Source organism: Kocuria sp. CPCC 204721 (assembly GCF_040980945.1).
GTDB lineage: Bacteria > Actinomycetota > Actinomycetes > Actinomycetales > Micrococcaceae > Kocuria > Kocuria marina.
Window position 1 is genome coordinate 104,781 of record NZ_JAVKPO010000002.1, and the last position, 26,984, is coordinate 131,764.

The window sequence follows — 26,984 nt, forward strand, 5'->3', positions numbered from 1 at the left end:
TCTCGCATCCGGCGGGCGAACCGCGGGCCACGAGGGAAGGCGCCCGCCTCGGCACAACGCAGCCGTCCGCCGGCCGGGCAGCCGAGCCGCGCGCGATCCTGGACGCATGCATCGGACGCGCACGGGGGTTCCTCCTCCCATGGATGCCCGCGGCCATCATCCAGCGAGTCCCGCGCCCGGATGAGGTCCCTCCTGCCCAGCCTGGCCGTTCTGGCGGGGGTCGTGGCGCTGAGTGCCGCCGCGGCCATCACGACGGCGCTCGCCGCCACCGCACCGTCCCGCGACTTCCTGACCGAGCATCCTCCCGGTTCCGCGGTCCGCGTCAACGCCACGGTCACCGGGATGCCCCGCGAATACACGGGCTCACCGGCGCCAGGGGAGCAGGAGGCATCGCGCGGCGTCGTCGTACCCCTGGCCGTCCACGCCGCGGACGGGAAGGCCGCAACCGCCGAACTCACGGTGTTCGCCGCCCACCCCGGGTGGGACGGCCTGCGCGACGGGGACACCGTCAACGCTGTGGTGAACGTGACGCGCACCGCGAACCCGGCGCGGCTCACTGCCCGGGCCACCTCCCCACCCACCGGATGCGATCACGGCTGCCGGGGAGCCCGGCCCGGACTGCTGGACACCGTGCGCGCGAACCTGACCCGGGTGTCCGGACGGTTCGGTGCAGTGAGCGCCGGGTTGGTCCCCGGCATGACCGTGGGAGACACCTCCCAGTTGCCCGAGGCGCTGGCGCAGAGCATGAAGGACACCGGACTGACCCACCTCACGGCCGTCTCCGGGTCCAATTGCACCGTGGTGATGACCCTGACCGGGTACGCCGCCCTGACCCTGGGCGCGGGGCGGCGACTGTGCGTGGGTATCGGACTCGCCGCGCTCGCCGGGTTCGTGCTGCTCGTGGGCCCCGACCCCTCCGTCCTGCGCGCCGGCGTCATGGGTGCACTCGGCGGGGCCGCCATGCTCAGCGGCCGCGCCGGCGTCAGCCTCAACGCCCTGTGCGCCGCCGTCACCGGCCTGGTGCTCGTGCAACCGCCCCTCGCCATCGATTTCGGCTTCATCCTCTCCGTCCTCGCCACCGCCGGCATCCTCGTGAGCGCCCGCCCCGTGACCCGCGTCCTCGCCTCCCGGATCCCCACAGCCCTCGCCGCGTGCATAGCCGTGCCCCTCGTCGCCCAACTGTGGTGCGGACCCGCCCTGCTCGTGCTCAACCCCGCCCTGCCCCTGTACTCGTTGCCCGCCAACATGGCCGCCGCCCCTCTCGTTCCCGTGGTCACCGTCGCCGGTCTGCTTGCAGTATGCGTCCTGCTCGCGGGGCACCTGGCCTCACCCGCTCTGAGCTGGCTGCTCCCCGGCGCCCACGACGCCGCGGCGCTCGCCGGCTGGGAGCGCGCCGCCTCCCTGCCCGTGGGCGCCGCCTCGGTTCCCGCGCGGGTCATTGCGTGGCTCGCGGACGGTTTCGCCGCCCTGCCCGGCGCGCAGCTGCCCTGGCCGGGCGGTGTCCCGGGGATTGTCATCCTCACCGCGGTCACACTGCTGTTCCTCGGCGTCCTGCACGGGGTGGACCACCGCCTGCGTCAGGCATCACCCATCGCGGGCACGGTCGACGCCTCATCGGCACCGTCACCCGAGCCCGATGCCGTATGGCGCGTTCGCGCGCGCAGGCTACGGGTACGACGTCGCGCGCTCGCGGTGATCGCGTCCCTCGCGGTGGTCGTGTTGGTCGTCCTGGGTGCGGTGTGGTGGTTCCGACCGGCGCCCGCGTGGGAGTCCGTGGTGTGCGACGTCGGGCAGGGAGATGCCGTGCTGCACCGCACCGGGGAGCACAGCGCGGTGCTCGTGGATGGCGGGCCCGACCCCAGGGCTCTGCGTCGCTGTCTCGACCAGGCGGGCATCACGCACCTGGACGCGGTGATCGCCACGCACAACCACGACGACCACGTGGCCGGCCTGGAGGGGCTCTCCGATGCGGTGGATGTGGAGCGGGTGTGGTACTCCACGGCCGGGACGGAGCTACCACGCGAACTGGCACCGCTCACGGAGAAGGCCGAGCAGCCTGCGCCCGGGGCACGACTAACCGCCGGACCGCTCACGGTCGAGGTACTCGCCCCGCGGGTCACGCCTACTGCAACGGGCGGAACCACGCGCGCTCCCGTGCACAGCCGGGTGAGTTCGGAGGACGAGAACAATGCGTCCCTCGTCCTGCTCATCACCCGCACCGCTGACCAGGGGACCACCACCTGGTTGACCGCGGGGGACCTCGAAACCGATGGGTACCGAGCGGCCACCAGGCTCCTGCCAACAGCAGCCGCCCCACACGTAGATGTGTTGAAGGTCTCCCACCACGGCGCGCGCAACGGTGGGACCGACATCATCAGGGACTCAGATCCCGCCCTGGCGGTGATCTCGGTGGGGGAGGGCAACAGCTACGGCCATCCCCACCCCGCAACAGTGGCGGCCCTACAGGAGACCGGGGCGGCGGTGGCGCGCACGGACCTCAGCGGTTCGTTGTGGATCCGCAAGGAAGGGAATCAGCTCGTGGTCTCGACACGGTGACCGCGCATCAAGCCACTGGGTGCACCGGGTTCGTCGCGTGTGGCTCACGTTTCTTGTTCCGATGCCTCACCCGTCCACACCGGGCCACGGCATGTCCCCGCCCGGCGCTAGCATGAGGACCACAGCGGCGCCCTCCCATGCCGCGCGCACCTGAGGAGTTCCGATGCCCCCAGCCCGTCGCAAGGCCGCCGCGCCGCCGCAGACCTCGTGGCGGGACGTCACCCCGCAGCCGCTCGTGCTGGCCTCCGGTTCCGACGAGTACATCCTGCAGCGCATCAAGGACTCCCTGCGGGACCAGACCCGGGAGCAGCGCGGGTCGTGCGAGGTCACGGACGTCTCCGCCGCCGACTACGAGAGCGGGAGCTTGGCCGTGGTCACGAGCCCCTCCCTGTTCGACGATCCCAAACTCGTGTGCGTCCACGACCTCGCGAGCATGCACGAGAACCTCCTCGCGGACGGCCTGTCGTACGTGGCCAACCCGGACCCGGACGTGACCGTGCTGTGGCAGCACTCGGGGGGTAACCGCGGCAAGAAACTACTGGACGCTCTCAAGGAGTCGGCGCTCGTCCTCGATTGCACGCCGCCCAAATCGGACCGCGACAAGACGGCCTTCGTCCTGGCCGAGTTCCGCGCGCACGGCAAACGCATCGAGCCGGACGCCGCCCGCGCCCTTGCCGCGGCCGTGGGCACGAGCACCGCGGAGCTCGCCGCCGCGTGCGCGCAGTTGATCGCGGACGGCCCGCTCACGGTGGATCACGACCTCGTGGAGAAGTACTACGGCGGGCGCGTGGAGGTCACCGCGTTCCGCGTCGCGGACGCCGCGGTGGCCGGTAACGCGGATCAGGCACTGAAGCTGTGGCGGCAAGCCGTGGACGTGGGAGTGGACCCGGTCCCCATGGTCGCCGCGCTGGGCTCCAAGATGCGGTTGATCGCGCTGACCGCGGGATCCCGCGGGGGAGCGGGAGCACTTGCGCGGGACGTGGGCGCGGCACCGTGGCAAGTGGAGCGCGCGCAGAACGAGGCCCGCCGGTTCACCGCCGGGGACGTGGCCGCCGCCCTGCAGGCCGTGGCCGAGGCCGACGCCCAGGTCAAGGGTGCGTCCCGGTCCCCGTACTTCGCGGTGGAGCGGGCGATCACCGTGATCGCGACGTCCGGCCACCACTGAGGGGCCATCTCTGAGGGCCACCATTGCGAGCCCGGAAGACCCGGGGAAAGACTGCGGGCCCGGCACCGAGAAACGGTGCCGGGCCCGCAGGCGTCCTGTGCGGACGGGGTCAGTCGATTCAGATCTTGGCGACCTTCTTGGCCAGACCGGACTTCTTGTTGGCCGCGGTGTTCTTGTGCAGCACACCCTTGGACACGGCCTTGTCGAGCTTGCGGGACGCGTTGCGCAGCGTCTCGGTCGCAGCTTCCTTGTTGCCGGACTCGACCGCGGCGTCCACCTTGCGGATCAGGGTTTTGAGCTCGGACTTGTAAGAGTTGTTGCGCAGGCGAGCCTTCTCGTTGGTGAGGATGCGCTTCTTCTGCGACTTGATGTTGGCCACGTAAAACTCCTAGAACGTTTGCGGAAGTAGGTCAGTGAGGGCTCACGGATGATCATCGACTGAGTTGTGAGAGTGGGGATGCTCGGTGGCAACCATCCGCTGTGCCCGACGACCAGCGCGGACACACAGCGATCCACTTTAGCAGATCACCGGCCGCGGCGCCGGTCGTGGCGGGCGCGGGCGGCGAGCTCCGCGGCCACCGCGTCGAAGCGTGAGCGGGCGAGCACCGCGCCCTCCCGGCGCACGTCCTCGGGGCGCACGGGGATGATCCGGTCGATCCGGGCCTCGGACGGGCGGCCCGAGCGGTCCCAGTCTCCGGTTCCCACGTCCACGAAGTCGGGATCGTCGTGGGCCGCGGTGTCGTGGTCCTTGGAGGTGAGCATCACGCACAGCACGTACTCCCCGGCGCGGTCCACGATCAGCACGGGACGGTCCTTGCCGCGTGAGGGGTCCTCCTCGTAGGGGACCCAAGTCCACACGACCTCGCCCGGATCGGGGCGACCATCCGGGTGGGGGTCGTAGTGCGGGGTCACCGGCCCCGTCCAGTCACCGGGGTAGGGCCGGGAGGTGCCGGCGGGCGACGTCGTCGTCCCCGGAGCGGTGGGCGCGGCGGCCCGATCGCGGCGCGCGTGCCCGGAAGCGTCCCGGGGCAACGGCGCGCGGCCGGCGTCCCGCCGCCCGCGCAGGGTCCGCGAGACCCGCTGATACATCCGGTAGGCCCGCAGGCCCTGGCGCGCGAGGCGCATGAAGTCAGCCATGTGCTCATCGTAGGGGCAGCGGTTCGTCCGTTGCCGCGGAACGTGGGAAACTGGGGAGTCATCCGATCGAAAGGACCGCCCGTGTCACCGTTGGCCGTCAATCCACCGGCTCCCGCCTCGACCGACCCCTCGGTGATCAGGAACTTCTGCATCATCGCCCACATCGACCACGGCAAGTCCACCCTCGCGGACCGGATGCTGCAGGCCACGGGCGTAGTGACACCCCGGCAGATGAAGGCCCAGTACCTGGACCGCATGGACATCGAACGCGAACGCGGGATCACCATCAAGTCCCAGGCGGTGCGGATGCCGTGGAACGTGGACGGCACGGACTACGCGCTGAACATGATCGACACGCCCGGGCACGTGGACTTCACGTACGAGGTCTCCCGGTCCCTGGCCGCGTGCGAGGCCACGATCCTGCTCGTGGACGCCGCCCAGGGGATCGAGGCGCAGACGCTGGCCAACCTGTACCTCGCGATCGAGAACGACCTCACGATCATCCCGGTGCTCAACAAGATCGACCTGCCGGCCGCGCAGCCGGAGAAGTACGCTACTGAACTCGCCAATCTGATCGGCGTGGAACCCGAGGACGTGCTCAAGGTCTCGGGCAAGACCGGTGAGGGCGTCGAGGAGCTGCTGGACACGATCGTGCGCCAGGTCCCGGCGCCTCAGGGGGTCAAGGACGCGCCGTCGCGTGCCATGATCTTCGACTCGGTGTACGACACCTACCGCGGCGTGGTGACCTATGTGCGCGTGGTGGACGGGACGCTGTCCCCGCGAGAGCGGATCCAGATGATGTCCACCGGGGCCACCCACGAGTTGCTCGAACTCGGTGTGATCTCCCCGGAGCCGGTGCCCTCGCAGGGGCTGAGCGTGGGGGAGGTGGGCTATCTGATCACGGGCGTGAAGGACGTCCGCCAGTCCCGCGTGGGTGACACGGTCACGAGCCAGACCAAGCCCGCGCAGCAGTCCCTGGGTGGGTACGAGGACCCCAAGCCCATGGTGTTCTCGGGGCTGTTCCCCGTGGAGGGTTCGGACTACCCCGTGCTGCGGGACGCCCTCGAGAAGCTCCAGCTCAACGACGCCGCCCTGGTGTACGAACCCGAGACCTCCGCCGCGTTGGGCTTCGGCTTCCGTTGCGGTTTCCTGGGGCTGCTGCACCTGGAGATCACCCGCGACCGGCTCGAACGCGAATTCAACCTGGACCTGATCTCCACCGCGCCGTCCGTGTCCTACAACGTGACGCTCGAGGACAACTCGGAGGAGCAGGTTACTAACCCGTCCGAGTTCCCGGAGGGGCGGATCCTGGAGATCCGCGAACCCATGGTCTCGGCCACCATCCTGGTGCCGTCCGAGTTCATCGGCGCGGTTATGGAACTGTGCCAGTCCAAGCGCGGTGAGATGAAGGGGATGGACTACCTCTCCGAGGACCGCGTGGAGCTGCGCTACCGGTTGCCGCTCGCGGAGATCGTCTTCGACTTCTTCGACCAGCTCAAGTCCAAGACCCGGGGCTACGCGTCCCTGGACTGGAAGGCGGACGGCGAGCAGGCCGCGGATCTCGTGAAGGTGGACATCCTCCTGCAGGGCGAGCAGGTGGACGCGTTCAGCGCGATCACCCACAAGGACAAGGCGTACTCGTACGGCGTGCTCATGACGGGCAAGCTGCAGAAGCTCATCCCGCGCCAGCAGTACGAGGTCCCCATCCAGGCCGCGATCGGTTCCCGGATCATCGCGCGCGAGAACATCCGCGCGATCCGTAAGGACGTGCTCTCCAAGTGCTACGGCGGTGACATCTCCCGTAAGCGCAAGCTGCTTGAGAAGCAGAAGGAGGGCAAGAAGCGCATGAAGATGGTGGGCCGCGTGGAGGTCCCCCAGGAGGCCTTCGTGGCCGCGCTGTCCTCGGACGAGGACAGCGGGAAGGACAAGAAGAAGTAATGCCCGCCCAACCGGAGGGTGATCCCGCACCCCGGGACGGCGCGCTCCCCGCGGCATCGGTCGCCCGTGCCACCGATCGCACCCTGAGCCTGTACGTCCACGTCCCGTTCTGCGCGGTGCGCTGCGGGTACTGCGACTTCAACACCTACACCATGGACCAGCTCGGGGACGGCGTCTCCCAGCGCGACTACCACGCCGACGCCGCCGCGGAGGTCCGCTTCGCCCGGTCCGTGCTCGACGCCGCCGGGGCACCGCCGCGCGCGCTGCACAGCGTGTTCTTCGGCGGGGGTACGCCCACCCTTCTGCCCGCCTGGGAGCTCGCGCTCATGCTCGAGCAGGCCAGGGAGAGCTTCGGGCTGGCCCCGGACGCCGAGGTCACCGTGGAGGCCAACCCCGACTCGGTGAGCGAGGAGACGTTCGACGTTCTCGCCGCGGCCGGGGTTACCCGGGTGTCCTTCGGGATGCAGTCCGCGGTGCCCCACGTGCTGCGCGTGCTGGAACGCACGCACACGCCGGCGAACGTCCCGCGCGCCGTCGGCTGGGCCAAGGACCGCGGACTGGGCGCGAGCGTGGACCTGATCTACGGTACACCGGGGGAGAGCGTGGCCGACTGGCGCACCTCGTTGGAGGCCGCGCTGGCCATGGACCCCGACCACGTCTCCGCGTACTCCCTGATCATCGAGGACGGCACCAAGCTGGCCGCCCAGATCCGCCGCGGTGAGGTGCCGGACGTGGATCCGGACGACCAGGCGGAGAAGTACACGCTCGCGGACGCGCTGCTGCGCGAGGCCGGGTTCGAGTGGTACGAGGTGTCCAACTGGTCCCGCGCGGCCCACGGGCGCAGCGCGGTGCAGAACCGCAGCGTGCACAACCTCGCGTACTGGCGCAATCAGGACTGGTGGGGGATCGGCCCGGGGGCGCACTCACACAGTGACGGCGTGCGCTGGTGGAACCTCAAGCACCCGTTGCCCTACACGGCCGCCGTGCGCCGGGGTGACTCACCGGCCGTGGGCCGCGAGACCTTGAATGGCGAGACGCAGTACGTGGAACACGTGATGCTCGGGATCAGGATCCGTGAGGGACTCCCGCTCGAGGGGCTGCGCCCGGAGGGACGGCACGCGGTGGCCGGATTGATCGCCGACGGCTGGCTGGACGGCGCCGCCGCCCTCCGCGGGTCCGCGGTCCTCACGGACGCGGGGCGTCTGATGGCCGACGCCGTGACGCGCCGCTTGCTCGACTGGTGACCGTGTCAGGAGTTGCGGGCCGCGAACTTGTCGTAGAGGTGGGTGTTGAACCGGTACTGGTGCGGTTCGCCGCGGTTGACCGTCACGCCCGCGCGCACGGAGGTGATGGCCAGGAACAGCCAGGTCACGGCGGCGATGACCGAGAAGAGCCATCCGATGAACGGGATGAGTGAGAGCACGATGCCCGCGAGGATCACCAGGGTGGGCAGCATGGTGTAGTTGGCGGCTTCCCGGGATTCCTGAGCGGTGAAGGGACCACGGTCCTTGAACACCCGGTGGATCATGTAGCTGGGCAGTACGCCCACCACGCCACCCAGGTGGGCGAGGGTGGCCCACTGCCGGTCCTGGGACACGTCCAGGGGTTGCGCCACGGGGGCCACGGACTCGAACGGAGTCTCGGCGGAGCGAGTGGAGGGGGAGGGAGCAGCGTCAGTCACGAGCGGGTGTGCCTTTCACGGGCGGTAGCCATCCGGGTCGGAGGACGCCGGTGCTCCCATCCTACGGTCGTTCCCGCGTGGCTCGCGCCGGACGACGACACCAGGCGTCACCCACGCTGGGGGTTACCGCTAACGCGGGTCACCGAATCCGTAGACCACCGGCTGCGAGCGCCGTCGACGTCGTGGGTCACCGCAGGTCAGGCGCAGCCCGGGTCAGGAATCGGCGGCGTCCGGGGCGGTGAGGAAGTCGATGAGCTCCTCCACGCGGCCCAGCAGGGCCGGTTCGAGGTCTGCGTACGTGTTCACTCGTGCAAGGATCGCCTGCCACGCCCGCCCCACGTCCTGGGGTGTGCGGTGCGGCAGGCCCAGCGCGCGTGCCATCCCGGTCTTCCAATCCACCCCGCGCGGGATCACGGGCCACTCCCGGATCCCCAGGGCGCTGGGCTTCACGGCCTGCCAGATGTCCACGTAGGGGTGTCCGAGGATGAGCACGTTGTCCCGGGCACCCGGGACCGCGAGCGCCTCCTGGGCGATCCTGGACTCCTTGGAGCCCGCGACCAGGTGGTCCACGAGGATCCCGAGCCGGCGCTGCGGGCCGGGGTGGAACTCGGCGATGGCTGAGGGGAGGTCGTCGATCCCGTGCAGGGGTTCCACCACGGTGCCCTCGACCGCGAGGTCGTGGCCCCACACCTTGGCCACGAGCTCGGCGTCGTGGTACCCCTCGACCCACACACGCGACTCCTTGGCCACGGACGCGCGCAGGTTCTCGACCTCGACCGACCCCGACCGCGTGATCCGGGGCTTGGCCGGGGCGCTGCGGGTCTCGGGCGGGCCCAGCCGCACGGGTTCGCCGTCCAGGAGGAAGCCCGGGCCCAGGGGGAAGGACTTCACGCGCCCGTGCCGGTCCTCCAGACCCACCACGCGCATCCCGCCGATGGTCTCCACGCCCACGACGGCGCCCACCCACCCGGTCTCCACGTCCTCGAGCACCATGTCCCGGGCCACGGGGACGTCCCGGGAGACGGCACCGGTGCGGGCGACGTCGGGACTGCCTAGGTCCTGGGGACCCCAGGACCAGCCGGATGCGTTCACGGGCGACTCCTCGACGTCGTGCCGCGGCGCGAGCGCGCCGCCGGGCAGGCGAATCAGCCGCGAGCGTATCAAAATCGGCCCCTGACCCACGGGCCCTGGACTGCCAGGATTAGCACTGTGAACTCTTGAGTGCCAGAATTGCCAGCAACGGGAGGTGAGACACATGGAGCATCCGCGCCGAGCGCAGATCCTGCGCGCCATCGTGGAGGACTACGTCCATTCGCGTGAACCCGTGGGGTCCAAGGCGCTCGTGGAACGCCACCGCCTACCCGTCTCCTCCGCCACGGTGCGCAACGACATGGCCGCCCTCGAGGAGGACGGGCTGATCGTGGCCCCGCACACGAGCTCGGGGCGGATCCCCACGGACCGAGGTTACCGCGAGTTCGTCAACCAGATCGCAGCCCTGGAGCCCCTCACCTCCGCCCAGCGCCGCGCGATCCAGGTGTTCATGGACGGCGCCCAGGACCTGGACGACATTATGGAGCGCACCGTGCGCCTGCTCGCCCAGCTCACCCACCAGGTGGCCGTGATCCAGTATCCCGTGCGCACCGGGATCACCGTGCGCCACGTGGAACTCGTGGACGTGGGGGACGCCCGCGTACTCGTGATCCTGATCCCCACCACCGGACGCGTGGCCCAACGCACCGTGGAACTGCCCGTCACCCTGACCGAGGCCCAGCTGCTGGAGCTGCGCGCCCACGTGCTCGCACGCCTGCTCGGCACGCCCGTGGAAGACGTCCCCGACGCCGCCGTGACCCTGCCCCCGGCCCTGCCCGAGGAACTGCGCGACGCCGGGACCGCGGTGACCGGGGCGCTCGCGGTGCTCGCAGCGGTGTCGGACGAACACCGCCTGGTGATGGCCGGGACCGCGAACCTCGCGCGCTTCAGCGGGGACTTCCCGCAGAGCATCTCCCCGGTGCTCGAGGCGCTTGAGGAACAAGTGGCCATGCTGCGATTGTTGTCCGAGATGCAGCAGGACGAACGCGGGGTCGCGGTGCGCATCGGCTCCGACCACAGCGACGACCCCCTGGCGGAGGCGTCCGTGGTGGCCACGGGTTACGGTCCGCACGCCGCGTCCAAGGTGGGAGTCGTGGGGCCCACACGCATGGACTACCCCACGACCATGGCCTCCGTGCGCGCGGTGGCCCGCTACCTGTCCAAGAACCTGGGGGCTGAGCGCACGTGAGCGCTGCCCGCCCCGCTCGACCGTAGAACCGTAGAACCGACGAAAGAAGAAACGACGACATCGTGAGCGATCACTACGAAACCCTCGGCGTGAGCCGGGACGCCAGCGCCGAAGAGATCAAGCGCGCCTACCGCAAGAAGGCCCGCAAACTTCACCCGGACGTGAACCCCTCACCCGAGGCCGCCGAGGAGTTCAAGCGCGTCTCCCACGCCAATGACGTCCTCTCCGACCCGGACAAGCGCCGCGTCTACGACGCCACGGGCAACGAGAACGGCACGGACACTGGCTTCGGCGGGGGCTTCCCCGGTACGGGCTTCGGCTTCTCCGACATCTTCGAGACGTTCTTCCAGGGCGCGGGAGCCGGTGGCCAGCGCGGCCCCCAGTCCCGCACCCGCCAGGGCCAGGACGCCCTGATCAACGTGCGGATCTCCCTCAAGGACGCCGTGTTCGGCATGGAGAAGGACATCACGGTGGACACCGCCGTCGTGTGCCCCACGTGCCAGGGCACGTGCTGCCAGCCCGGCACGAGCCCCGTGACGTGCACCATGTGCCGCGGCTCCGGCCACATGCAGTACCAGCGCCAGTCCATCCTGGGCATGGTCACCACCCAGGCCCCGTGCTCCCAGTGCAACGGTTTCGGCACCGTCATCGAGAGCCCCTGCCACGAGTGCTACGGCGAGGGCCGCGTGCGCGACCGCCGCCCCCTGACCGTGAAGATCCCCGCCGGCATCCAGTCCGGCAACCGCATCCGCCTGGGTGGCCAGGGTGAGGCCGGCACCGCCGGCGGACCCAACGGCGACCTCTTCGTGGAACTCAAGGTGGATCCGGACCCCACCTTCCTCCGCGAGGGCGACGATCTCCACGCCCGCCTGCGTATCCCCATGACCGCCGCCGCGCTCGGCACCACCGTGAGCCTCGAGACGTTCGACGGCGCTCGCACGGTGGACGTCGATCCCGGTACCCAGTCCGGTGCGACCGTCACGCTCGACGACTTGGGTGTCACCCACCTGCGGGGCAAGGGCCGCGGGGACCTCAAGGTGCACTTCGAGGTGGAGACCCCCAAGGACCTCTCCTCCGAACAGCGCGAACTGCTCGAGCGACTCGCCGAGCTGCGCGGTGAGGAAGCGGCGGACGGCACGACCGTGAACACCAACCACTCCGGTGGGTTCTTTTCCCGGTTGCGGGACCGGTTCAACGACCTGTGACCAACCCCGTCTTCCACGTCCCCGCCGGGGACCTCTCCCGGGCGCGCCCGGGGGAGGTCCTGGACGTCGCGGGTCCCGAGGCCAAGCACGCGGTGACCGTGCGGCGCCTGCGCGCGGGGGAGGCCCTGGACCTCGTGGACGGGCACGGCACCCGTGCGGTGTGCACGTTCGACTCCGGGGCCAAGGACCGGATGAGCGTGACCGTCCACGAGATCCACCACGACGCCGCGCAGCAGCCGGAGTTCACGCTGGTGCAGGCACTCGCCAAGGGGGACCGGGACCTGCAGGCCGCGGAGGCCGCCACGGAACTCGGGGTCTCCCGGGTGATCCCGTGGCAGGCGGAGCGCAGCATCGTGCGCGTCCACGCGGACCGCGCGGCCAAGCTCATGGCCAAGTGGGACTCCACCCTGGCCGCGGCGGCCAAGCAGTCGCGGCGCGCCCGCTGGCCCGAACGCGGTGACTGGGTGGATACCGCGGGTCTGGCCCGGCTGATCGCTGCGGAACCCCAGATGCTGTGGCTCGTGCTGCATGAATCGGCGAGCACACGTTGGTCCACCCCGGACGTGACCCGGTGGGGTGATCGGTCCCGGATCGCGGTGATCGTGGGCCCGGAGGGAGGGATCGGTGACGGAGAGCTTGAGGCGTTGTGCGCCGCCGGTGCTCAGCCGATGCGCCTGGGGACCACTGTCATGCGATCGTCCACCGCGGGACCCGCGGCACTGGCCGCGCTGCACGCGGTGCTCGGGCTCTGGGACTGACCCGGGACCCAACGGGGAGGGCTCAGTCCCCGGCGCGCACCGTGATCGCGTGATCGTCGGACACGGTGGTGCCGGAATCGTCCGTGCCGCTCACGCGCACGGTGTACGTCCCGGGGTCGAGCGTGACACTCGTGCGTAGTTCCGTGCCCGTGGTCGGATCCGAGCCGGGGGAAGCGGGTGCGATGTTCCCACTGTGCACGACGCGGTCGTCCTCGAGCACCTCCCAGCGGGCGTCACGCACCGAGGGCAGCACGCGGGCGAAGACCGTCACGGGGCTCTTGGGTTCCGCCCCGGTCTGGGGGTCGACGAGCCACACGGGCGCGGCCAGTGCAGAGTCACGCGTGAGCGGGGCATTAAGTTCCACGGCTCCGAAGGCCTTGTACCCGCTCTGCCCGTTCACGAGGACCCGCACCTCCTTGGCCGTGGACGAGTCCAACAGCCCGGCGGTCACAGCCGCCGCGGAGACCGTGTACACCATTTGCTGCAGTGCGACCCGCGCGTCCTGCGAGGAGAGTTGGGAGGCGAACGCGGCGGCGGGCAGGTCCACGGTGATGGTTCCGTCCGGCGACACGGAGGTGCCCACGGTGTCCACGGCGGACCACAGGGACCGGTAGTCCGGGTCCGCGGGGGTGGCCGAGGTGACCATGAGTGCCGCCTGGGCCACGGGGTCGGTCGTGTCCTGGGAGGTCGGGGTGCGGAACTCGCGGAACAGGTAGCGCGATTGGTCCCCGGTGCCCACCCAGTACACGGGGGCCTGTTCGGTGGCCACGCCTTCCATCGCCGTGTCCGTGTTCATGGGTGCGGAGGCGATCCCGGGGGCGGCTTCGGAGTTGTGGTCCGGTCGGTCGGCGGCGGTCCCGCACGAGGCCACGACCGCGGCGAGCGACACGGCGAGCGCCCCCGTCGCGGCGCGCCGAAGTCCGCCGGGCGCGGTGGCGCGACGACGCTGCGGCTCGGTCGTTCCTGCGGGATTTTTCACGGCTACACAACTTACCCACCGGGAGCCACGGGCGCTAACGTCGCACGTGGATCCGGGCGGACCGTTATTGGATTGCAACCTGCGGCGTGCGAGCCCGTCGGTCCCGGCGGGTCCGGGTCCGCGCGCACCGGTAGGCTGGACCCGATGAGCGAACCAACCGAAGGGACCGAGGCACTGAGCACTCCGCCCACCGAACGAACCCGCGTCACCGTGCACGTACCGGATCGGGAGACCGCCGTCCGGACCTTGGGTCACGGGGACGCGACCTTACGTCTGCTCGAGCAGCAGTTCCCGGCCGTGCGGATGACCGTGCGGGACCTGGACGTGGCCCTCGAGGGGCCCGTGATCGACACCCGCCTGGCCGCCTCCTTACTTGAGGAACTTCTCGCGATGGCGCTGCGCGGCACCGAGATCACCGAACGCACGGTGCTGCGCGTGGCCCGCATGATGCGTGACGCCCAGGACCTGCGCCCGTCGAGCGCGCTGTCCACGAGCATCCTCTCCACCCGGGGCAAGACCATCCGGCCCAAGACCGTGAACCAGAAGACCTACGTGGACGCGATCGACGAGCACACCGTGGTCTTCGGGATCGGGCCCGCCGGTACCGGCAAGACGTACCTGGCCATGGCCAAAGCCGTGCGCGCCCTGCAGGCCAAGGAGGTCAACCGGATCATTCTCACGCGTCCCGCGGTGGAGGCCGGCGAGCGACTGGGCTTCCTCCCGGGTTCGCTCAACGACAAGATCGACCCCTACCTGCGTCCCCTCTACGACGCCCTGCACGACATGATGGACCCCGAGTCCATTCCGCGGCTCATGGAGGCCGGGACCATCGAGGTCGCCCCGCTGGCCTACATGCGCGGGCGCACCCTCAACGACGCCTTCGTGATCCTCGACGAAGCCCAGAACACCACCCCGGAACAAATGAAGATGTTCCTCACCCGTCTAGGCTTCGGCTCACGGATCGTGGTCACCGGTGACGTGACCCAGGTGGACCTGCCCGGGACCACCAAGTCCGGCCTGCGCCAAGTCCAACACGTGCTCGGGAACATCGACGACATCGCGTTCTGCGAACTAACCTCCGCGGACGTGGTGCGCCACGAACTCGTGGGCGAGATCGTGGCCGCCTACGACCAGTTCGACACCACCAACCGCCACCGCGTGGAACGAGCCCGCCGCAAGGACGAACGCCGAGCGGCGTCGTCCGAGCGCACCGAGGGAGACACCCCGTGAGCGTGGCCTTCGACCTGCCCTGGGACACCCCCGCCGAACAGGCCGAGCTGCCCACCGCCTACCGCGCCGTGGACACCGACCAGCTCGAAGCCCTCGTGGACCTCGCCTTCACCCGCTGGCACCTGCACCCCGACACCGAGGTCAGCATCGCCGTGGTGGACGAGACCCGCATGGCCGAACTGCACGAACAGTGGCTGGACCTGCCCGGAGCCACCGACGTCATGTCCTTCCCCATGGACGAACTGCGCGAGGGCACCCCCGACGACCCTAGCCTGGGCGTCCTCGGGGACGTCGTACTGTGCCCACCCGTGGCCGAACGCCAGGCCGCGGCCGCCGGCCACAGCACCCAGGACGAACTGTGCCTGCTCACCACCCACTCCCTGCTGCACCTGCTGGGCCACGACCACGCCCACGAGGACGAACGCGCCCGCATGTTCACCGCCCAGCGCTCGCTGCTCGAGGAGTTCCTGGGCCGGGACGCGCCCGTGGAGACCATGACGTGAGGCGCCGCACCGCCTCCGACCCCCGCACCGACTGAACGACCGAGGACCCGCGATGACCCAGCCCACTGAACAGCCCGCTGACTTCCGCGCCGGTTTCGCCGTGTTCGTGGGCCGGCCCAACGTGGGCAAGTCCACGCTGACCAATGCGCTCGTGGGGCGCAAGGTCGCGATCACGTCCAACCGTCCGCAGACCACGCGGCACACCATCCGCGGGATCGTGCACCGCACCGACGGTCAGTTGATCCTCGTGGACACCCCCGGCCTGCACCGTCCGCGCACGCTGCTCGGTCAGCGGCTCAACGACGTCGTGGCCCAGACCCTGGGTGAGGTGGACGTGATCGGGTTCTGCGTGCCCGCGGACCAGAAGGTGGGCCCGGGGGACCGGTACATCGCCCAGCAGGTCGTCGCCGCCGTCGGGCGCACCCCCGTGGTCGCGATCGTGACCAAGGCGGACCTCGTCCCTCAGCAGCGCCTCGCCGAACAGCTCGTGGCCGTGAGCGAGCTCGGGCGCGAGGTCGTCACCGAGGAGCGCGCCCAGCGCGACGCACGACGACGACGTCGCGACGCGGCGCCGTCCGCCAAGGGCACCGGCGGTCGCCCGGCCGCGCAGCGCACCGAGGACACACCGGCCGGATGGGCCCACGTGATCCCCGTGAGCGCGGCGGACGGCTTCCAGATGGACGAGATCGCCGAGCTGCTCGTGTCGCTGATGCCCGTCTCCCCGCCCCTGTACCCGGAAGGGGACCTCACCGACGAGCCGGAGGTCACCATGATGGGCGAACTCATCCGCGAGGCTGCGCTCGAGGGCGTGCGGGACGAACTGCCCCACTCGCTCGCCGTGGTCGTGGACGAGGTCTCCGAACGTGAAGGCCGCTCACCGGACAACCTCATGCTGGACGTCCACGCGAGCCTGTACGTGGAACGGGACTCCCAGAAGGCCATCGTGATCGGCAAGCGCGGTGCGCGACTGCGCGAGATCGGAACGCGCGCCCGAGCCCAGATCGAGTCTCTACTGGGCACCCGGATCTACCTGGACCTGCACGTCAAGGTCGCCAAGGAATGGCAACGGGACCCCCGACAGCTGTCCAAGCTCGGGTTCTGACCGGACACACACCACACGTCAACCCGGTGCCGTAGCCTGACCCACCAGTCAGGGCCGCACGCCCCCCCCGATCCGAGACCCCAGGAGACGTCACCGGTGGATCCCAGCTCAGCACCACGCCGGAGCCGCCGGAGTTCGCGTACGAGCGCGCCGTGGAGTACGCACCCCGCCCGCCGCACGGATCGCGACGGCGAGGCGTACGACCTGCGCCAGACCGGACGTCATCACCGCGCCCATGTCCACCGCTCCTCGGTACGCAGGATCGCCGTGATCCTGGCCGTGTTCGGGCTACTGGCCGTACTCGGCATCGGCGGGATCGCCGCGCTGCGCCTGACCGGCAACCTCACCTCGAGCCCCCTGAACCTCTCCGACGGTGCCGAGAACGTGGACGACGGCCCCCTGGACATCCTCGTCATGGGCTCGGACACTCGCCACGGCCAGGGCAACAGCGAATACGGCAGCGAGGACGACGCCGAGGGCCGCACCGACGTCATGATGCTCGTGCACGTGACCGCGAACCGCGACGCCGTCACCGTGGTCTCCTTTCCCCGGGACCTCATGGTCAGGATCCCGCAGTGCACGGACCCCACGAGCGGCACCGTGTACCCGGCCACGACCGGGATGCTCAACAGTGCGGTGGAACACGGCGGCCCTGGGTGCACCGTGGCCGCGATCAACCGACTCACCGGCGTGAACATCGACCACTTCATGCTCGCCGACTTCAACGCCGTCAAGGAACTCTCCAGCGCCGTGGGCGGCGTGCAGGTGTGCGTCAACGAACCCGTGGATGACCCCAAGTCCGGGCTGCGCCTGCCCGCCGGGATCTCCTCCGTGGAGGGCGAACAGGCACTCGCGTTCCTGCGTTCCCGCGCGGCGTTCGGCAACGGTGGGGACGAGGCCCGCATCCGCTCGCAGCAGTCGTTCCTGGCGTCCCTCACGCGCAAGATCCAGGCGGACGGGACGCTCACCAACCTCCCGCAGCTCTACCACATCGCCGAGGTGATGACCCAAAACCTGCACGTGGACCAGGGGTTGACCTCCATCCCCACCCTCGTGGGCATGGCCGGTGCGCTCAACGGCATCGATCCCGGCCGGATCGCGTTCGTGACCGCGCCGTCCGAGCCCTACCCGCAGGACCCCAACCGGTTGCAGCTGGAAGAGAAGCCCGCCGAGCGGCTCTTCGAGACCCTGCGTCGGGACGTCTCCGTCACGGAGGCCCGCGACGCGCCGGCGGCGTCCCCCGGGCCCTCCCACGCGATGGGGGAGACCGCCACCCCCGTGCCGAGTGCCACGCACCCCACCGAGCCGGCGGCATCGCCCACCGCGACCGGCCCCGCCGTGGACCCGTCGCTCGTGCCGATCACGGTGAGCAACCGCACGGACGCCGGGGGCCGGGACCACCAGCTCGTGAGCGTGCTCGAACGCGCCGGCTACGACCAGGCGCGCACCGCGTCCTCCGGCACGCAGCTTGCGGCCACGCAGATGTTCTACAACCCCAACTGGGCGCTGGCCGCGGACGACGTCGCCGCTGTCCTGAACGTCTCACCGAGCCAACTCGTGGCGAGCTACGACGTGCCCGGGATCGAGGTCGCGGTGGGCCAGGACTTCCGTAGCGGTGACACGATGGACCGCAACGCCGCCCTGCCCGACGACCTGCAAGGCCAGACCGCGGAGCAGTTCACGTGCCAGGAGACCGCGGCGGGGTAACGATCCGGTGTGCCGGCGACCTAGTGGTACGTTGGATCACATGCGGCAAGGGATGACGCTACTCCTGCTTACGTGCCGCAGCGGGGCCTGAACCGATCCTCACGGCCGACCACCCGCTGCGGAGTTCCGTGGTGCCGGCCCACAAGCTTCTGATCGAAAGGCCCCCTTCCCATGAAGAATTTGCAGCGTCCCTCCGGAATGCCCGTCCACAAGTACACCCCGTACCACCACAACTTCCCGTTCGACATGTCCGACCGCACGTGGCCGGACAAGGTGGCCACCACGGCCCCGCGCTGGTGCGCCGTGGACCTGCGGGACGGAAACCAGGCGTTGATCGACCCCATGGACTCCGAGCGCAAACTGAAGATGTTCCAGTTGCTGGTGAAGATGGGCTACAAGGAGATCGAGGTGGGCTTCCCGTCCGCCTCGCAGACCGATTTCGACTTCGTGCGCACCCTGGTCGAGGACGACCTGATCCCGGAGGACGTCTCCATCCAGGTGCTCACGCAGTCCCGCGAGCACCTGATCGAGCGCACGTACGAGGCGATCGAGGGCGCACCGCACGCGATCGTGCACCTGTACAACTCCACGTCCACCCTGCAGCGACGCGTGGTCTTCGACCGCGACATGGACGGCATCGTGGACATCGCCCTGACCGGTGCCAGGTTGTGCCGCAAGTACGAGGAACAGCTCAAGCACACCGACGTCACGTACGAGTACTCCCCGGAGTCCTACACGGGCACCGAGCTCGAGTTTGCCGCGCGGATCTGCAACGAGGTCGCCGAGACCTTCGAGGTGGGTGACGGTCGCAAGATGATCATCAACCTGCCCGCGACCGTGGAGATGGCCACTCCCAACATCTACGCCGACTCGATCGAGTGGATGGGCCGGCACCTGTACCACCGCGACGACATCATCCTGTCGCTGCACCCCCACAACGACCGCGGGACCGGTGTGGCCGCCGCTGAGCTGGGCTACCTGGCCGGGGCGGACCGGATCGAGGGGTGCCTGTTCGGCAATGGCGAGCGCACCGGCAACGTGGACCTGGTGACCCTGGGGTTGAACCTCTTGACCCAGGGCGTGGACCCGCAGATCGACTTCTCGGACATCGAGGAAATCCGCCGCACGGTGGAGTACTGCAACCAGTTGCCCGTGCCCGAGCGCAGCCCCTACGGCGGTGACCTGGTCTTCACCGCGTTCTCCGGTTCCCACCAGGACGCGATCAAGAAGGGCTTCGAGGCCATGCAGCGGGACTCGCAGGAGCGGGGCGTGGACATCGATGACATGGAATGGGCCGTCCCGTACCTGCCGGTCGACCCCAAGGACGTGGGCCGCAGCTACGAGGCCGTGATCCGCGTGAACTCCCAGTCCGGCAAGGGTGGCGTGGCCTATCTGCTCAAGAGCGAGTACGGCATCGACCTGCCCCGCCGGGCCCAGATCGAGTTCTCCGGGGTCGTGCAGAAGTACACCGAAACCTCGGGCTCGGAGGTCACCGCGCAGCAATTGTGGAAAATCTTCACCGACGAGTACCTGCCCGCCAAGGACGGCGGCGAGCTGTGGGGTCACTACCGCATCACGTCCATCTCCACCCATGCCGAGGACGAGGGCAACACGGTCCTGGAGATCGGCCTGGACGTGGGCGGCGAGCACCACGAGCGCACCGCGCACGGCACCGGGCCCATCGACGCGCTGATTCAGCTGTTCAACGCGGAGGGCGTGGACGTGCGCCTGCTGGACTACACCGAGCACACGCTGTCCGCGTCCGCGAACGCGCAGGCCGCGAGCTACGTGGAGCTCGCCGTGGGTGACCGCGTGCTGTGGGGCGCGGGGATGGACAACAACACCACGCGAGCGTCCCTGAAGGCCGTGATCTCCGCGGTCAACCGCGCCGTGCGTGACGCGCAGTTGGCCCAGCAGGACTAAGCGCGCTCTTTCCCTTCTCCGCCGACTCCGCTGCGGGCATCCGGGTGCCCGCAGCGGCGTCGTGTCCGGGGTAGGTGACACAATGACCCGATGGCCCGTTCAACCTTCGCATCGCGCAGCTATCGGGACGACGCCGTGGTGCTGCGCACCTACGACCTCGGTGAAGCGGACCGGATCGTGATCCTGCTGACGGCCGAGAACGGCCAGGTCCGGGCGGTGGCCAAGGGGGTGCGGCGCACCAAGTCGCGGTTCGGTGCGCGCCTGGAACCCTTCCACGTGGCCCAGGTGCAGCTCGTGCACGGACGGAATCTGGACATCGTGTCGCAGGCCATCGGCAAACGGGCATACGGGCAGACCATCGTGGCCGATTACGAAAAATACACCGCCGCGGCGGCCATGGTCGAGACCGCGGAGAAACTCACCGCGGACGACTACGACACCGCAGTCCAGCACTACCAGTTGCTCGTGGGAGCGCTGTCCGCCCTCGCGCGTGGTCTGCACGAGCCGGGGCGCATCCTGGACTCTTATCTGCTACGCGCCGTGGCCCTGGCTGGTTGGACGCCCAGTTTCGTGGACTGCGCACGGTGCGGGGCTCCCGGGCCCCATCGCTCGTTCTCCGCGGCCCTCGGCGGTGCGGTGTGTCCTCAGTGCCGTCCGCCGGGATCCGCCGCGCCCAGTGCGGCCACGTTCGCGCTGCTGGACGGGCTGCTGCGCGGGGACTGGTCCACGATCGACGCCGCCGACACCAAGACCGCGCGCGCAGCTGCCGGGTTCGTGGCGGCGTACATCCAATGGCACATGGAGCGCACGGTGCGTTCCCTGGCCCTCGTGGATCGAGGGGACGGCTGAGGCGGGCAGTGCCCGCTACTCGGTGGGAAGTTCTAGGGTGGGGGAGGACCACCCCGTCGCTTCTCGAAAGGATCCCCGCATGAGCCGCTTCGCCCCGCCGCCGCCCCATCCCAGCGGTGCCACGGTGCCCGCCCTGGATCGCGATGCCATTCCCCGACATCTGGCCCTCGTGATGGACGGCAACGGCCGCTGGGCCAACGACCGCGGACTGCCGCGTACCGAGGGGCATCGGGAGGGTGAGCGAGCCCTCATGGAGGTCGTCGCGGGAGCCATCGACCTGGGGATCCCGTACGTGTCCGCGTACGCGTTCTCCACGGAGAACTGGAAACGGTCCCCGGCCGAGGTCGCGTTCCTCATGAACTTCACGGGGGACGTGATGTCCCGCCAGCTGCCCACGTTCAAGGAATGGGGGATCAAGGTGCGGTGGGCAGGGCGGCGCCCCCGCCTGTGGAAGTCCGTGATCAACCGACTGGAGACCGCGGAGCGCGAGACCCAGGACAACGATGTCATCACGCTGACCATGTGCGTGAACTACGGCGGTCGCGCGGAGATCGCCGACGCCGCGGTCGCGATGGCTCGGGACGTCCAGGAGGGGCGGCTCACGCCCGGGTCGATTACCGAGGACATGGTCCAGCGGTACCTGGATGAGCCCCAGTTACCGGACGTGGACCTGTTCCTGCGGTCCTCGGGAGAACAGCGGCTGTCCAATTTCATGCTGTGGCAGTCCGCATACGCGGAGATGATGTTCCTGGATATCCTGTGGCCGGACATGGACCGCCGTGTGCTGTGGCGTGCGGTAGAGGATTACGCTCACCGCAACCGACGATACGGGGGAGCGATGGATCAGACGGCCCCGGCCACGGGGGAGTAACCGCCGAATTGGGTCCTCAGTATCTAGAGTTTCAACTGAATATTGATACTTATAATTCGAGTTGAGATTGAGACTGTATCTAACCTGAACTCGTTTTCCCGTCGTATTAGCGCCCACTTGGCATACCCGCCGGTGATGCGCGCGAGGTGGTCCGGGAGCGGGCATCCCGTGTGAAAAACTGGCCCCATGCGCGTGTACCCCGCTTTTTTCAACCTCGTTTTCTCCTGGATGGACCCGGAACTCGCCCACACCGTGGGGTTCGCGGGGATCAAGCTGGCCCGCCGTGTGGGCCTGGGGCGGGTGCTGCACCGCCTCACCCGCCCGGATCCGGGCGACGAGGTCCATGTCATGGGGCTCACCTTCCCGTCCCCATTCGGTCTGGCCGCGGGTTTCGACAAGGACGCTACCGGTACTCACGCGTTGACGGACCTCGGCTTCGGCCACGTAGAGATCGGCACGGTCACGGGCCAGGGTCAGCCGGGCAATCCCCGTCCGAGGCTGTTCCGCCTGGTCGAGGATCGCGCCGTGATCAATCGTATGGGCTTCAACAACGACGGCGCGGAGGCCGTGGCCCCGCGAGTGGCCTCGGCACTGCAGAGCCTCGCCCAGGACGCCGCCCGTACGCATCGTGCGCGCCCCGTGGTGGGCGTCAACATCGGCAAGACCAAGGCCGTGGGTCTCGAGGACGCCACGGACGACTACGTGCGCAGCACCCGCGTGCTCGCCCCGTATGCGGACTACCTCGTGGTCAACGTTTCCTCCCCGAACACCCCCGGACTACGCCAACTCCAGGAGCTCGACGCGCTGCGACCCCTGTTGCGAGCCGTGCGGGAGGAAGCGGACCGGGTCACGTCGTGGCACGTGCCGCTGCTCGTCAAGATCGCCCCGGACCTCGCGGACCAGGACGTCCTCGCGGTCGCGGACCTGGCCCGGGACCTGGGGCTGGACGGCATCGTCGCGACAAACACCACGATCGCCCGCGACGGGCTCGGCCTGCGCAGCGACGCACAGGACGTGATCGCGTGTGGAACCGGCGGACTCTCGGGGGCGCCCCTGCGGCGTCGTTCCCTCGAGGTGCTCAAGCTGCTGCGAGGTCACGTGGGGGAGGACCTCGTACTCATCTCCGTGGGAGGGGCCACGAGCGCCCGGGACGTGATCGAGCGACTGGACGCCGGTGCTTCCCTGGTGCAGGGCTACACCGCGTTCCTATACGAGGGGCCGTTCTGGGCGGCGCGGATCAACCGCGGCCTGCGCCGGGCCGCACGGCGCACCTCGCACTGAGGACCCACGGAAGTGATGGAACGAGGGGCCGGCCCACCATGGTGGGCCGGCCCCTCGCGGGTTCTGCGGGTGTTACTCGGGACGCTCGCCCCGGCGCACCTGCGGCTTGGGCAGGCGCATGCGGCGCATCGTAAAGGTACGCATCGCGGCGTACCAGCGGGTGCCGGGCTGGACGGTGCCGAACGTGCGGCGCAGTGCCGCGTGCAGCCGGTTGGACATGATGATCGCGTCGATCACGCACAGGATGATGTAGCCGTACACGACCCAGATCAGTGTGATGGCCACGGACTGCACCGGCAGGAACATCAGGACCAGGATCAGCAGCAGGAAGATCAGCACGTACTCGCCGATGTTGAACCGTGAGTCCACCCAGTCCCGGGCGAAACGGCGCTGGGGCCCGGCGTCCCGCGGGCCCAGGTAGCGTTCGTCTCCGGCGGCCATGCCGGCCTGTGCCTGGGCGCGCCGTTCCCGTTCCGCGATCCTGGACTCGGCTTTGGCGGCCTTGCGGTCCTCCGGGATCAGGGGTCGGCGACGCGCGGCCTCCTGCTCCTTGCGGGTGGGGGTGGGGCGGCCCTTCTTGCCCTCGGGCGTCCTCCCGCCACCGGGCTGCCCACCGCGGTCGGTGGGGACGGCGGGATCGGCCGTGGCGCGCGCGCCCACGGCGGTGGATCCCGAGGATTCAGCTGACTTCTTGCGTCGAAACACCCGACAAGCCTACCGGAGTGCCACGACGTCACCGCGCGCGTGACAGGAGGCAACCGAACGGGCTCGCCACGGTGCGCGCCGAGCTCCCGCCGGTAGGCTGGGCCCATGGCTACTGACTTCACACGTCCCAGCTCCGACACCGTCGACGCCCTCCGGGCGAGCGTGGACGGTTCCCGGGACATCCTGCTGGAAGAACTCGGCTCCCTCGTGGCGATCCCCGGCATCGCGTGGGACTCGTTCGACGCCGCCGACCTCGAGCGCAGTGCCGAGGCCGTGGCCGGTCTGCTCCGGGGCCTGCCTTTCGACAGCGTGGAGATCCTGCGCGAGCCCCGCGGGGACGCTCCGGGGCACCCCGCCGTCGTCGCTCGCAAGGCCGCGGCACCCGGGTACCCCACGATCCTGTTGTACGCCCATCACGACGTCCAACCCCCGGGCAAGCGCGAACTGTGGAACACCGAGCCGTTCGAGGCCGTGGAGAAGGACGGTCGGCTCTGGGGTCGCGGCGCGGCCGACGACAAGGCCGGCGTTATGGTGCACGTGGGCGCGCTGCGCGCGTTCTTCGAGCGCATCGGCGAGCACCCGGGCCTGGGTGTGACCGTGTTTATCGAGGGCGAGGAGGAGGCCGGTTCGCCCGGCTTCGAGGACTTCCTGGCCGCGCACCGGGACAAGCTCGCCGCGGACGTCATCGTGATCGCGGACTCCGCGAACTGGGAAGTGGGCGTCCCGGCACTCACGACGAGCCTGCGCGGCGTCGTCGGAGGGATCGTAGAGGTCAGCGTGCTGGACCACTCGGTGCACTCCGGCATGTTCGGCGGGCCCGTTCTGGACGCACCCACGCTGCTGTCGCGACTGATCGCGACCCTGCACGACGACGACGGCGCCGTGGCCATCGCGGGGCTGCTGAGCGAGGACGACACGGACGTGGACTACGACGAGGACCGCTTCCGCGAGGACGCCGGCGTGTTGGACAGTGTGCAACTTGCCGGGCGCGGCTCGATCTCGTCGCGGTTGTGGACCCAGCCGGCGCTGTCCGTTACGGGGATCGACGTCACCGATGTCGCGACCGCCTCCAACACCATCGCGGCCACCGCGCGCGCCAAGCTGAGCCTGCGGATTGCTCCTGGCCAGGACGAGCGGGAAGCGGGGGAGGCGCTGCGCAAGCACGTGGAGGACAACGCCCCGTTCGGCGCGCACGTGAGCTTCGCACTCGAGGAGACCGGCCCCGCCTTCCGTGCGGACACCGGTGCCGTGAGCTCGCAGATCGCCCTGTGGGCCTTCGAACAGGCGTGGGGGCGCCCGGCCGTCACGGCGGGGATGGGCGGATCCATCCCCTTCACCGCGACCCTCACCCGGGCGTACCCTGAGGCACAGATCCTGATCACCGGTATCGAGGACCCGGACACCCGGGCCCACAGCGCCAACGAATCCCTGCACATCGGGGACTTCCTGCACGCCGTCACCGCCGAGGCCCTCGTGCTCGCGGCGCTGGCCCAACAGGGAGAGCGCAGCGCGGAATGATTCCCCGCGCCGGCGCGTTCCACCAGGCAGAAGGGATCCACCGAACCCGGGGTCGCAACCCCGCGTCGCACAGAAAGTGAGCACCATGAGCGTCACCACCGACAACGAGACCACCCAGGACATGCCCACCCACGAGGTCCTGCTCACGGACACCGCGGCCCAGAAGGTCCGCGACCTGCTCGAGCAGGAGGGGCGCACCGACCTGCGGTTGCGCGTCGCCGTGCAGCCGGGCGGCTGCTCCGGGCTGATCTACCAGCTGTATTTCGACGAGCGCGTCCTCGACGGCGACCACGTCCGCGGCTTCGACGGCGTGGAGGTCATCGTGGACAAGATGAGCGTCCCGTACCTGAGCGGGTCCACCGTGGACTTCGAGGACTCCATCTCTAAGCAGGGCTTCTCGATCGACAACCCCAACGCGCAGGGCTCATGCGCGTGCGGTGACTCGTTCCACTGATCGATCGCACCGAACAGGGGTGCGTTCGGATCCTCAGGGGGTCCGTGCGCACCCCTTTTTCGTGCCCGCTCGAGGGGCTCATCGGTGCACGTAGGGGAGGGGATCGGCGGGGTCTGCGGACGGCCCCGCTCGCGACACGGCGCGCTGACACAGTGTCAGCGGATCCGGGGGCGGAGGGGTAAGCTTCCTAGGGAGAACCATCCACGGGCAACGCGTCCATTGTGCCCACGCGCAGGACCGATGCGGAACCCACACACACAAAGAGGAAGGGCCGTCTGTGAGTTCGCAAACTCGAACCGGCAGCCGCCGCGGCCGAGCGCTCAAGGCTTCGGCAGTGGCAGTCCTGGCGACGATCTCGCTCACCGCTTGCTCGGAGCAATCGAAGCTGGGCTTCTTGCCCACCGAACGGGGCACCACCGACAACGCCGATCAGGTCATCGACTTGTGGATCGGGTCGTGGATCGCGGCGCTCGGCGTGGGTCTCGTGGTGTGGGGTCTGATGCTCTGGTGCATGGTCGCCTACCGGCGTCGTAAGAACGAGACCGGCTACCCCCGCCAGCTCGCGTACAACGCCCCGCTGGAGATCTTCTACACGATCGTCCCGATCGCCCTGATCGTGACCCTCTTCTTCTTCTCGTACCGCGCGCAAACGGCCATCACGGACCGCTTCGAGAACCCGGACGTCAAGATCCAGGTGTACGGCAAGCAGTGGGCGTGGGACTTCAACTACCTGGACGACAACGTCCACTACCAGGGCATCCAGGCGCACCTCACGGGCGAGCCCGGCGTCGAGGAGACCCTGCCCACCCTGTACCTGCCGGCCGACAGCAAGGTCGAGCTGGAGATCACGTCCCGCGACGTCATCCACTCGTTCTGGGTGCCCGCCTTCCTCGAGAAGATCGACATGATCCCGGATCGCACCAACTACATGAGCTTCACCACCGGCCGCGAGGGTACCTTCGCCGGCAAGTGCGCCGAGCTGTGCGGTGAGTACCACTCCGAGATGCTCTTCAACGTGGCCGTCGTGAGCCAGCAGGAGTACGACGCCCAGATGCAGCGCCTGCGCGACGAAGGCAACACGGGCATCCTCGGGGACGAGTACAACCGCAACCCGAACCTCAACGAAACGTCCAACAACTAGGGG

24 protein-coding genes are annotated in these 26,984 nt (G+C 69.4%); 18 read left to right on the top strand and 6 right to left on the bottom strand.

The features are described 5' to 3' along the window. Positions 1 to 180 precede the first annotated feature (180 nt). Both RF637_RS03160 and holA read left to right on the top strand, forming a co-directional pair. The gene (locus RF637_RS03160) at positions 181 to 2,556 is read left to right on the top strand and encodes a ComEC/Rec2 family competence protein (RefSeq protein WP_368844126.1); all 2,376 of its coding nucleotides are present in this window, start codon (positions 181 to 183) and stop codon (positions 2,554 to 2,556) included. Between the two features lie 163 nt (positions 2,557 to 2,719). Then, the gene (holA, locus tag RF637_RS03165) at positions 2,720 to 3,721 is read left to right on the top strand and encodes a DNA polymerase III subunit delta (RefSeq protein ID WP_167318516.1); all 1,002 of its coding nucleotides are present in this window, start codon (positions 2,720 to 2,722) and stop codon (positions 3,719 to 3,721) included. Between the two features lie 118 nt (positions 3,722 to 3,839). Here the strand turns inward: holA and rpsT are convergent, their stop codons facing one another. Continuing rightward, positions 3,840 to 4,100 carry a 30S ribosomal protein S20 gene (gene rpsT / locus RF637_RS03170; protein WP_035961892.1) on the bottom strand — a complete coding sequence of 87 codons (261 nt, stop codon included), beginning with the start codon at positions 4,098 to 4,100 and terminating at the stop codon, positions 3,840 to 3,842. A gap of 146 nt (positions 4,101 to 4,246) precedes the next feature. Further along, positions 4,247 to 4,858: a type II toxin-antitoxin system PemK/MazF family toxin gene (locus RF637_RS03175; RefSeq protein WP_368844127.1), complete on the bottom strand. Its 612-nt coding sequence runs from the start codon at positions 4,856 to 4,858 to the stop codon at positions 4,247 to 4,249. A gap of 81 nt (positions 4,859 to 4,939) precedes the next feature. Between RF637_RS03175 and lepA the strand changes: the two genes are divergently transcribed. Both lepA and hemW read left to right on the top strand, forming a co-directional pair. Further along, positions 4,940 to 6,796 (top strand): translation elongation factor 4, encoded by a 1,857-nt coding sequence (gene lepA / locus RF637_RS03180; protein WP_167318514.1) that lies wholly within the window; start codon positions 4,940 to 4,942, stop codon positions 6,794 to 6,796. Further along, positions 6,796 to 8,040: a radical SAM family heme chaperone HemW gene (gene hemW / locus RF637_RS03185; RefSeq protein WP_085106032.1), complete on the top strand. Its 1,245-nt coding sequence runs from the start codon at positions 6,796 to 6,798 to the stop codon at positions 8,038 to 8,040. The genes lepA and hemW overlap by 1 nt, the downstream gene beginning before the upstream one ends. 5 nt (positions 8,041 to 8,045) lie before the next feature. Here hemW and RF637_RS03190 read toward each other — a convergent pair whose 3' ends face one another. Further along, a complete protein-coding gene (locus RF637_RS03190; protein ID WP_064845857.1) occupies positions 8,046 to 8,477 on the bottom strand; it encodes a DUF4870 domain-containing protein in 432 nt (143 codons plus the stop codon). A gap of 213 nt (positions 8,478 to 8,690) precedes the next feature. Further along, complete coding sequence (locus RF637_RS03195) at positions 8,691 to 9,569, bottom strand: DUF3097 family protein (protein ID WP_085106033.1); 879 nt, start codon at positions 9,567 to 9,569, stop codon at positions 8,691 to 8,693. Positions 9,570 to 9,732: 163 nt separating this feature from the next. Between RF637_RS03195 and hrcA the strand changes: the two genes are divergently transcribed. From hrcA to RF637_RS03210, 3 genes are all read left to right on the top strand, one after another. Beyond that, positions 9,733 to 10,755 carry a heat-inducible transcriptional repressor HrcA gene (gene hrcA, locus RF637_RS03200; protein WP_131332955.1) on the top strand — a complete coding sequence of 341 codons (1,023 nt, stop codon included), beginning with the start codon at positions 9,733 to 9,735 and terminating at the stop codon, positions 10,753 to 10,755. A 62-nt stretch (positions 10,756 to 10,817) separates the two neighbouring features. Beyond that, positions 10,818 to 11,960: a molecular chaperone DnaJ gene (dnaJ, locus tag RF637_RS03205; RefSeq protein ID WP_144996703.1), complete on the top strand. Its 1,143-nt coding sequence runs from the start codon at positions 10,818 to 10,820 to the stop codon at positions 11,958 to 11,960. Then, complete coding sequence (locus RF637_RS03210) at positions 11,957 to 12,718, top strand: 16S rRNA (uracil(1498)-N(3))-methyltransferase (RefSeq protein ID WP_085106036.1); 762 nt, start codon at positions 11,957 to 11,959, stop codon at positions 12,716 to 12,718. The genes dnaJ and RF637_RS03210 overlap by 4 nt, the downstream gene beginning before the upstream one ends. Before the next feature lie 22 nt (positions 12,719 to 12,740). Here the strand turns inward: RF637_RS03210 and RF637_RS03215 are convergent, their stop codons facing one another. After that, positions 12,741 to 13,697 carry a GerMN domain-containing protein gene (locus tag RF637_RS03215; protein ID WP_240505550.1) on the bottom strand — a complete coding sequence of 319 codons (957 nt, stop codon included), beginning with the start codon at positions 13,695 to 13,697 and terminating at the stop codon, positions 12,741 to 12,743. A gap of 144 nt (positions 13,698 to 13,841) precedes the next feature. On the opposite strand from RF637_RS03215, the gene RF637_RS03220 reads away from it, so the two are divergent. The 8 genes from RF637_RS03220 to RF637_RS03255 all read left to right on the top strand — a co-directional run bounded on the left by RF637_RS03220 (position 13,842) and on the right by RF637_RS03255 (position 23,163). Next, positions 13,842 to 14,927: a PhoH family protein gene (locus RF637_RS03220; RefSeq protein WP_144931859.1), complete on the top strand. Its 1,086-nt coding sequence runs from the start codon at positions 13,842 to 13,844 to the stop codon at positions 14,925 to 14,927. A gap of 47 nt (positions 14,928 to 14,974) precedes the next feature. Next, positions 14,975 to 15,430: an rRNA maturation RNase YbeY gene (gene ybeY, locus RF637_RS03225; RefSeq protein ID WP_231885507.1), complete on the top strand. Its 456-nt coding sequence runs from the start codon at positions 14,975 to 14,977 to the stop codon at positions 15,428 to 15,430. A gap of 52 nt (positions 15,431 to 15,482) precedes the next feature. Then, the gene (locus tag RF637_RS03230) at positions 15,483 to 16,532 is read left to right on the top strand and encodes a GTPase Era (protein WP_368844128.1); all 1,050 of its coding nucleotides are present in this window, start codon (positions 15,483 to 15,485) and stop codon (positions 16,530 to 16,532) included. 96 nt (positions 16,533 to 16,628) lie between these two features. Continuing rightward, positions 16,629 to 18,239 carry an LCP family protein gene (locus RF637_RS03235; protein WP_368844129.1) on the top strand — a complete coding sequence of 537 codons (1,611 nt, stop codon included), beginning with the start codon at positions 16,629 to 16,631 and terminating at the stop codon, positions 18,237 to 18,239. Between the two features lie 171 nt (positions 18,240 to 18,410). Further along, entirely contained in the window at positions 18,411 to 20,162 is a 1,752-nt protein-coding gene (gene leuA / locus RF637_RS03240; protein WP_368844130.1) for a 2-isopropylmalate synthase, read from the top strand. Positions 20,163 to 20,252: 90 nt separating this feature from the next. Next, on the top strand, positions 20,253 to 21,011 hold the full coding sequence (recO, locus tag RF637_RS03245) for a DNA repair protein RecO (protein ID WP_144931863.1): 759 nt from the start codon (positions 20,253 to 20,255) through the stop codon (positions 21,009 to 21,011). A 79-nt stretch (positions 21,012 to 21,090) separates the two neighbouring features. After that, positions 21,091 to 21,882 (top strand): isoprenyl transferase, encoded by a 792-nt coding sequence (locus RF637_RS03250; protein WP_144931864.1) that lies wholly within the window; start codon positions 21,091 to 21,093, stop codon positions 21,880 to 21,882. A gap of 186 nt (positions 21,883 to 22,068) precedes the next feature. Next, positions 22,069 to 23,163: a quinone-dependent dihydroorotate dehydrogenase gene (locus RF637_RS03255; protein WP_368844131.1), complete on the top strand. Its 1,095-nt coding sequence runs from the start codon at positions 22,069 to 22,071 to the stop codon at positions 23,161 to 23,163. A gap of 72 nt (positions 23,164 to 23,235) precedes the next feature. On the opposite strand, the gene RF637_RS03260 is transcribed toward RF637_RS03255, so the two are convergent. Continuing rightward, a complete protein-coding gene (locus RF637_RS03260) occupies positions 23,236 to 23,868 on the bottom strand; it encodes a DUF3043 domain-containing protein (RefSeq protein ID WP_085106043.1) in 633 nt (210 codons plus the stop codon). Positions 23,869 to 23,973: 105 nt separating this feature from the next. Between RF637_RS03260 and RF637_RS03265 the strand changes: the two genes are divergently transcribed. The 3 genes from RF637_RS03265 (at position 23,974) to coxB (ending at position 26,981) form a co-directional block, all read left to right on the top strand. Beyond that, complete coding sequence (locus RF637_RS03265) at positions 23,974 to 25,386, top strand: dipeptidase (RefSeq protein ID WP_368844132.1); 1,413 nt, start codon at positions 23,974 to 23,976, stop codon at positions 25,384 to 25,386. 85 nt (positions 25,387 to 25,471) lie between these two features. Beyond that, complete coding sequence (locus RF637_RS03270) at positions 25,472 to 25,840, top strand: iron-sulfur cluster assembly accessory protein (protein ID WP_035961960.1); 369 nt, start codon at positions 25,472 to 25,474, stop codon at positions 25,838 to 25,840. Positions 25,841 to 26,174: 334 nt separating this feature from the next. Beyond that, entirely contained in the window at positions 26,175 to 26,981 is an 807-nt protein-coding gene (coxB, locus tag RF637_RS03275; protein WP_085106045.1) for a cytochrome c oxidase subunit II, read from the top strand. Positions 26,982 to 26,984: the final 3 nt, after the last annotated feature.

Coding starts and splice junctions, on each gene's coding strand:
- RF637_RS03160 (WP_368844126.1), top strand. CDS start 181: ATGAGGTCCCTCCTGCCCAGCCTGGCCGTTCTGGCGGGGGTCGTGGCG.
- holA (WP_167318516.1), top strand. CDS start 2,720: ATGCCCCCAGCCCGTCGCAAGGCCGCCGCGCCGCCGCAGACCTCGTGG.
- RF637_RS03175 (WP_368844127.1), bottom strand. CDS start 4,858: ATGGCTGACTTCATGCGCCTCGCGCGCCAGGGCCTGCGGGCCTACCGG.
- hemW (WP_085106032.1), top strand. CDS start 6,796: ATGCCCGCCCAACCGGAGGGTGATCCCGCACCCCGGGACGGCGCGCTC.
- hrcA (WP_131332955.1), top strand. CDS start 9,733: ATGGAGCATCCGCGCCGAGCGCAGATCCTGCGCGCCATCGTGGAGGAC.
- RF637_RS03220 (WP_144931859.1), top strand. CDS start 13,842: ATGAGCGAACCAACCGAAGGGACCGAGGCACTGAGCACTCCGCCCACC.
- RF637_RS03230 (WP_368844128.1), top strand. CDS start 15,483: ATGACCCAGCCCACTGAACAGCCCGCTGACTTCCGCGCCGGTTTCGCC.
- leuA (WP_368844130.1), top strand. CDS start 18,411: ATGAAGAATTTGCAGCGTCCCTCCGGAATGCCCGTCCACAAGTACACC.
- recO (WP_144931863.1), top strand. CDS start 20,253: ATGGCCCGTTCAACCTTCGCATCGCGCAGCTATCGGGACGACGCCGTG.
- RF637_RS03250 (WP_144931864.1), top strand. CDS start 21,091: ATGAGCCGCTTCGCCCCGCCGCCGCCCCATCCCAGCGGTGCCACGGTG.
- RF637_RS03255 (WP_368844131.1), top strand. CDS start 22,069: ATGCGCGTGTACCCCGCTTTTTTCAACCTCGTTTTCTCCTGGATGGAC.
- RF637_RS03265 (WP_368844132.1), top strand. CDS start 23,974: ATGGCTACTGACTTCACACGTCCCAGCTCCGACACCGTCGACGCCCTC.
- RF637_RS03270 (WP_035961960.1), top strand. CDS start 25,472: ATGAGCGTCACCACCGACAACGAGACCACCCAGGACATGCCCACCCAC.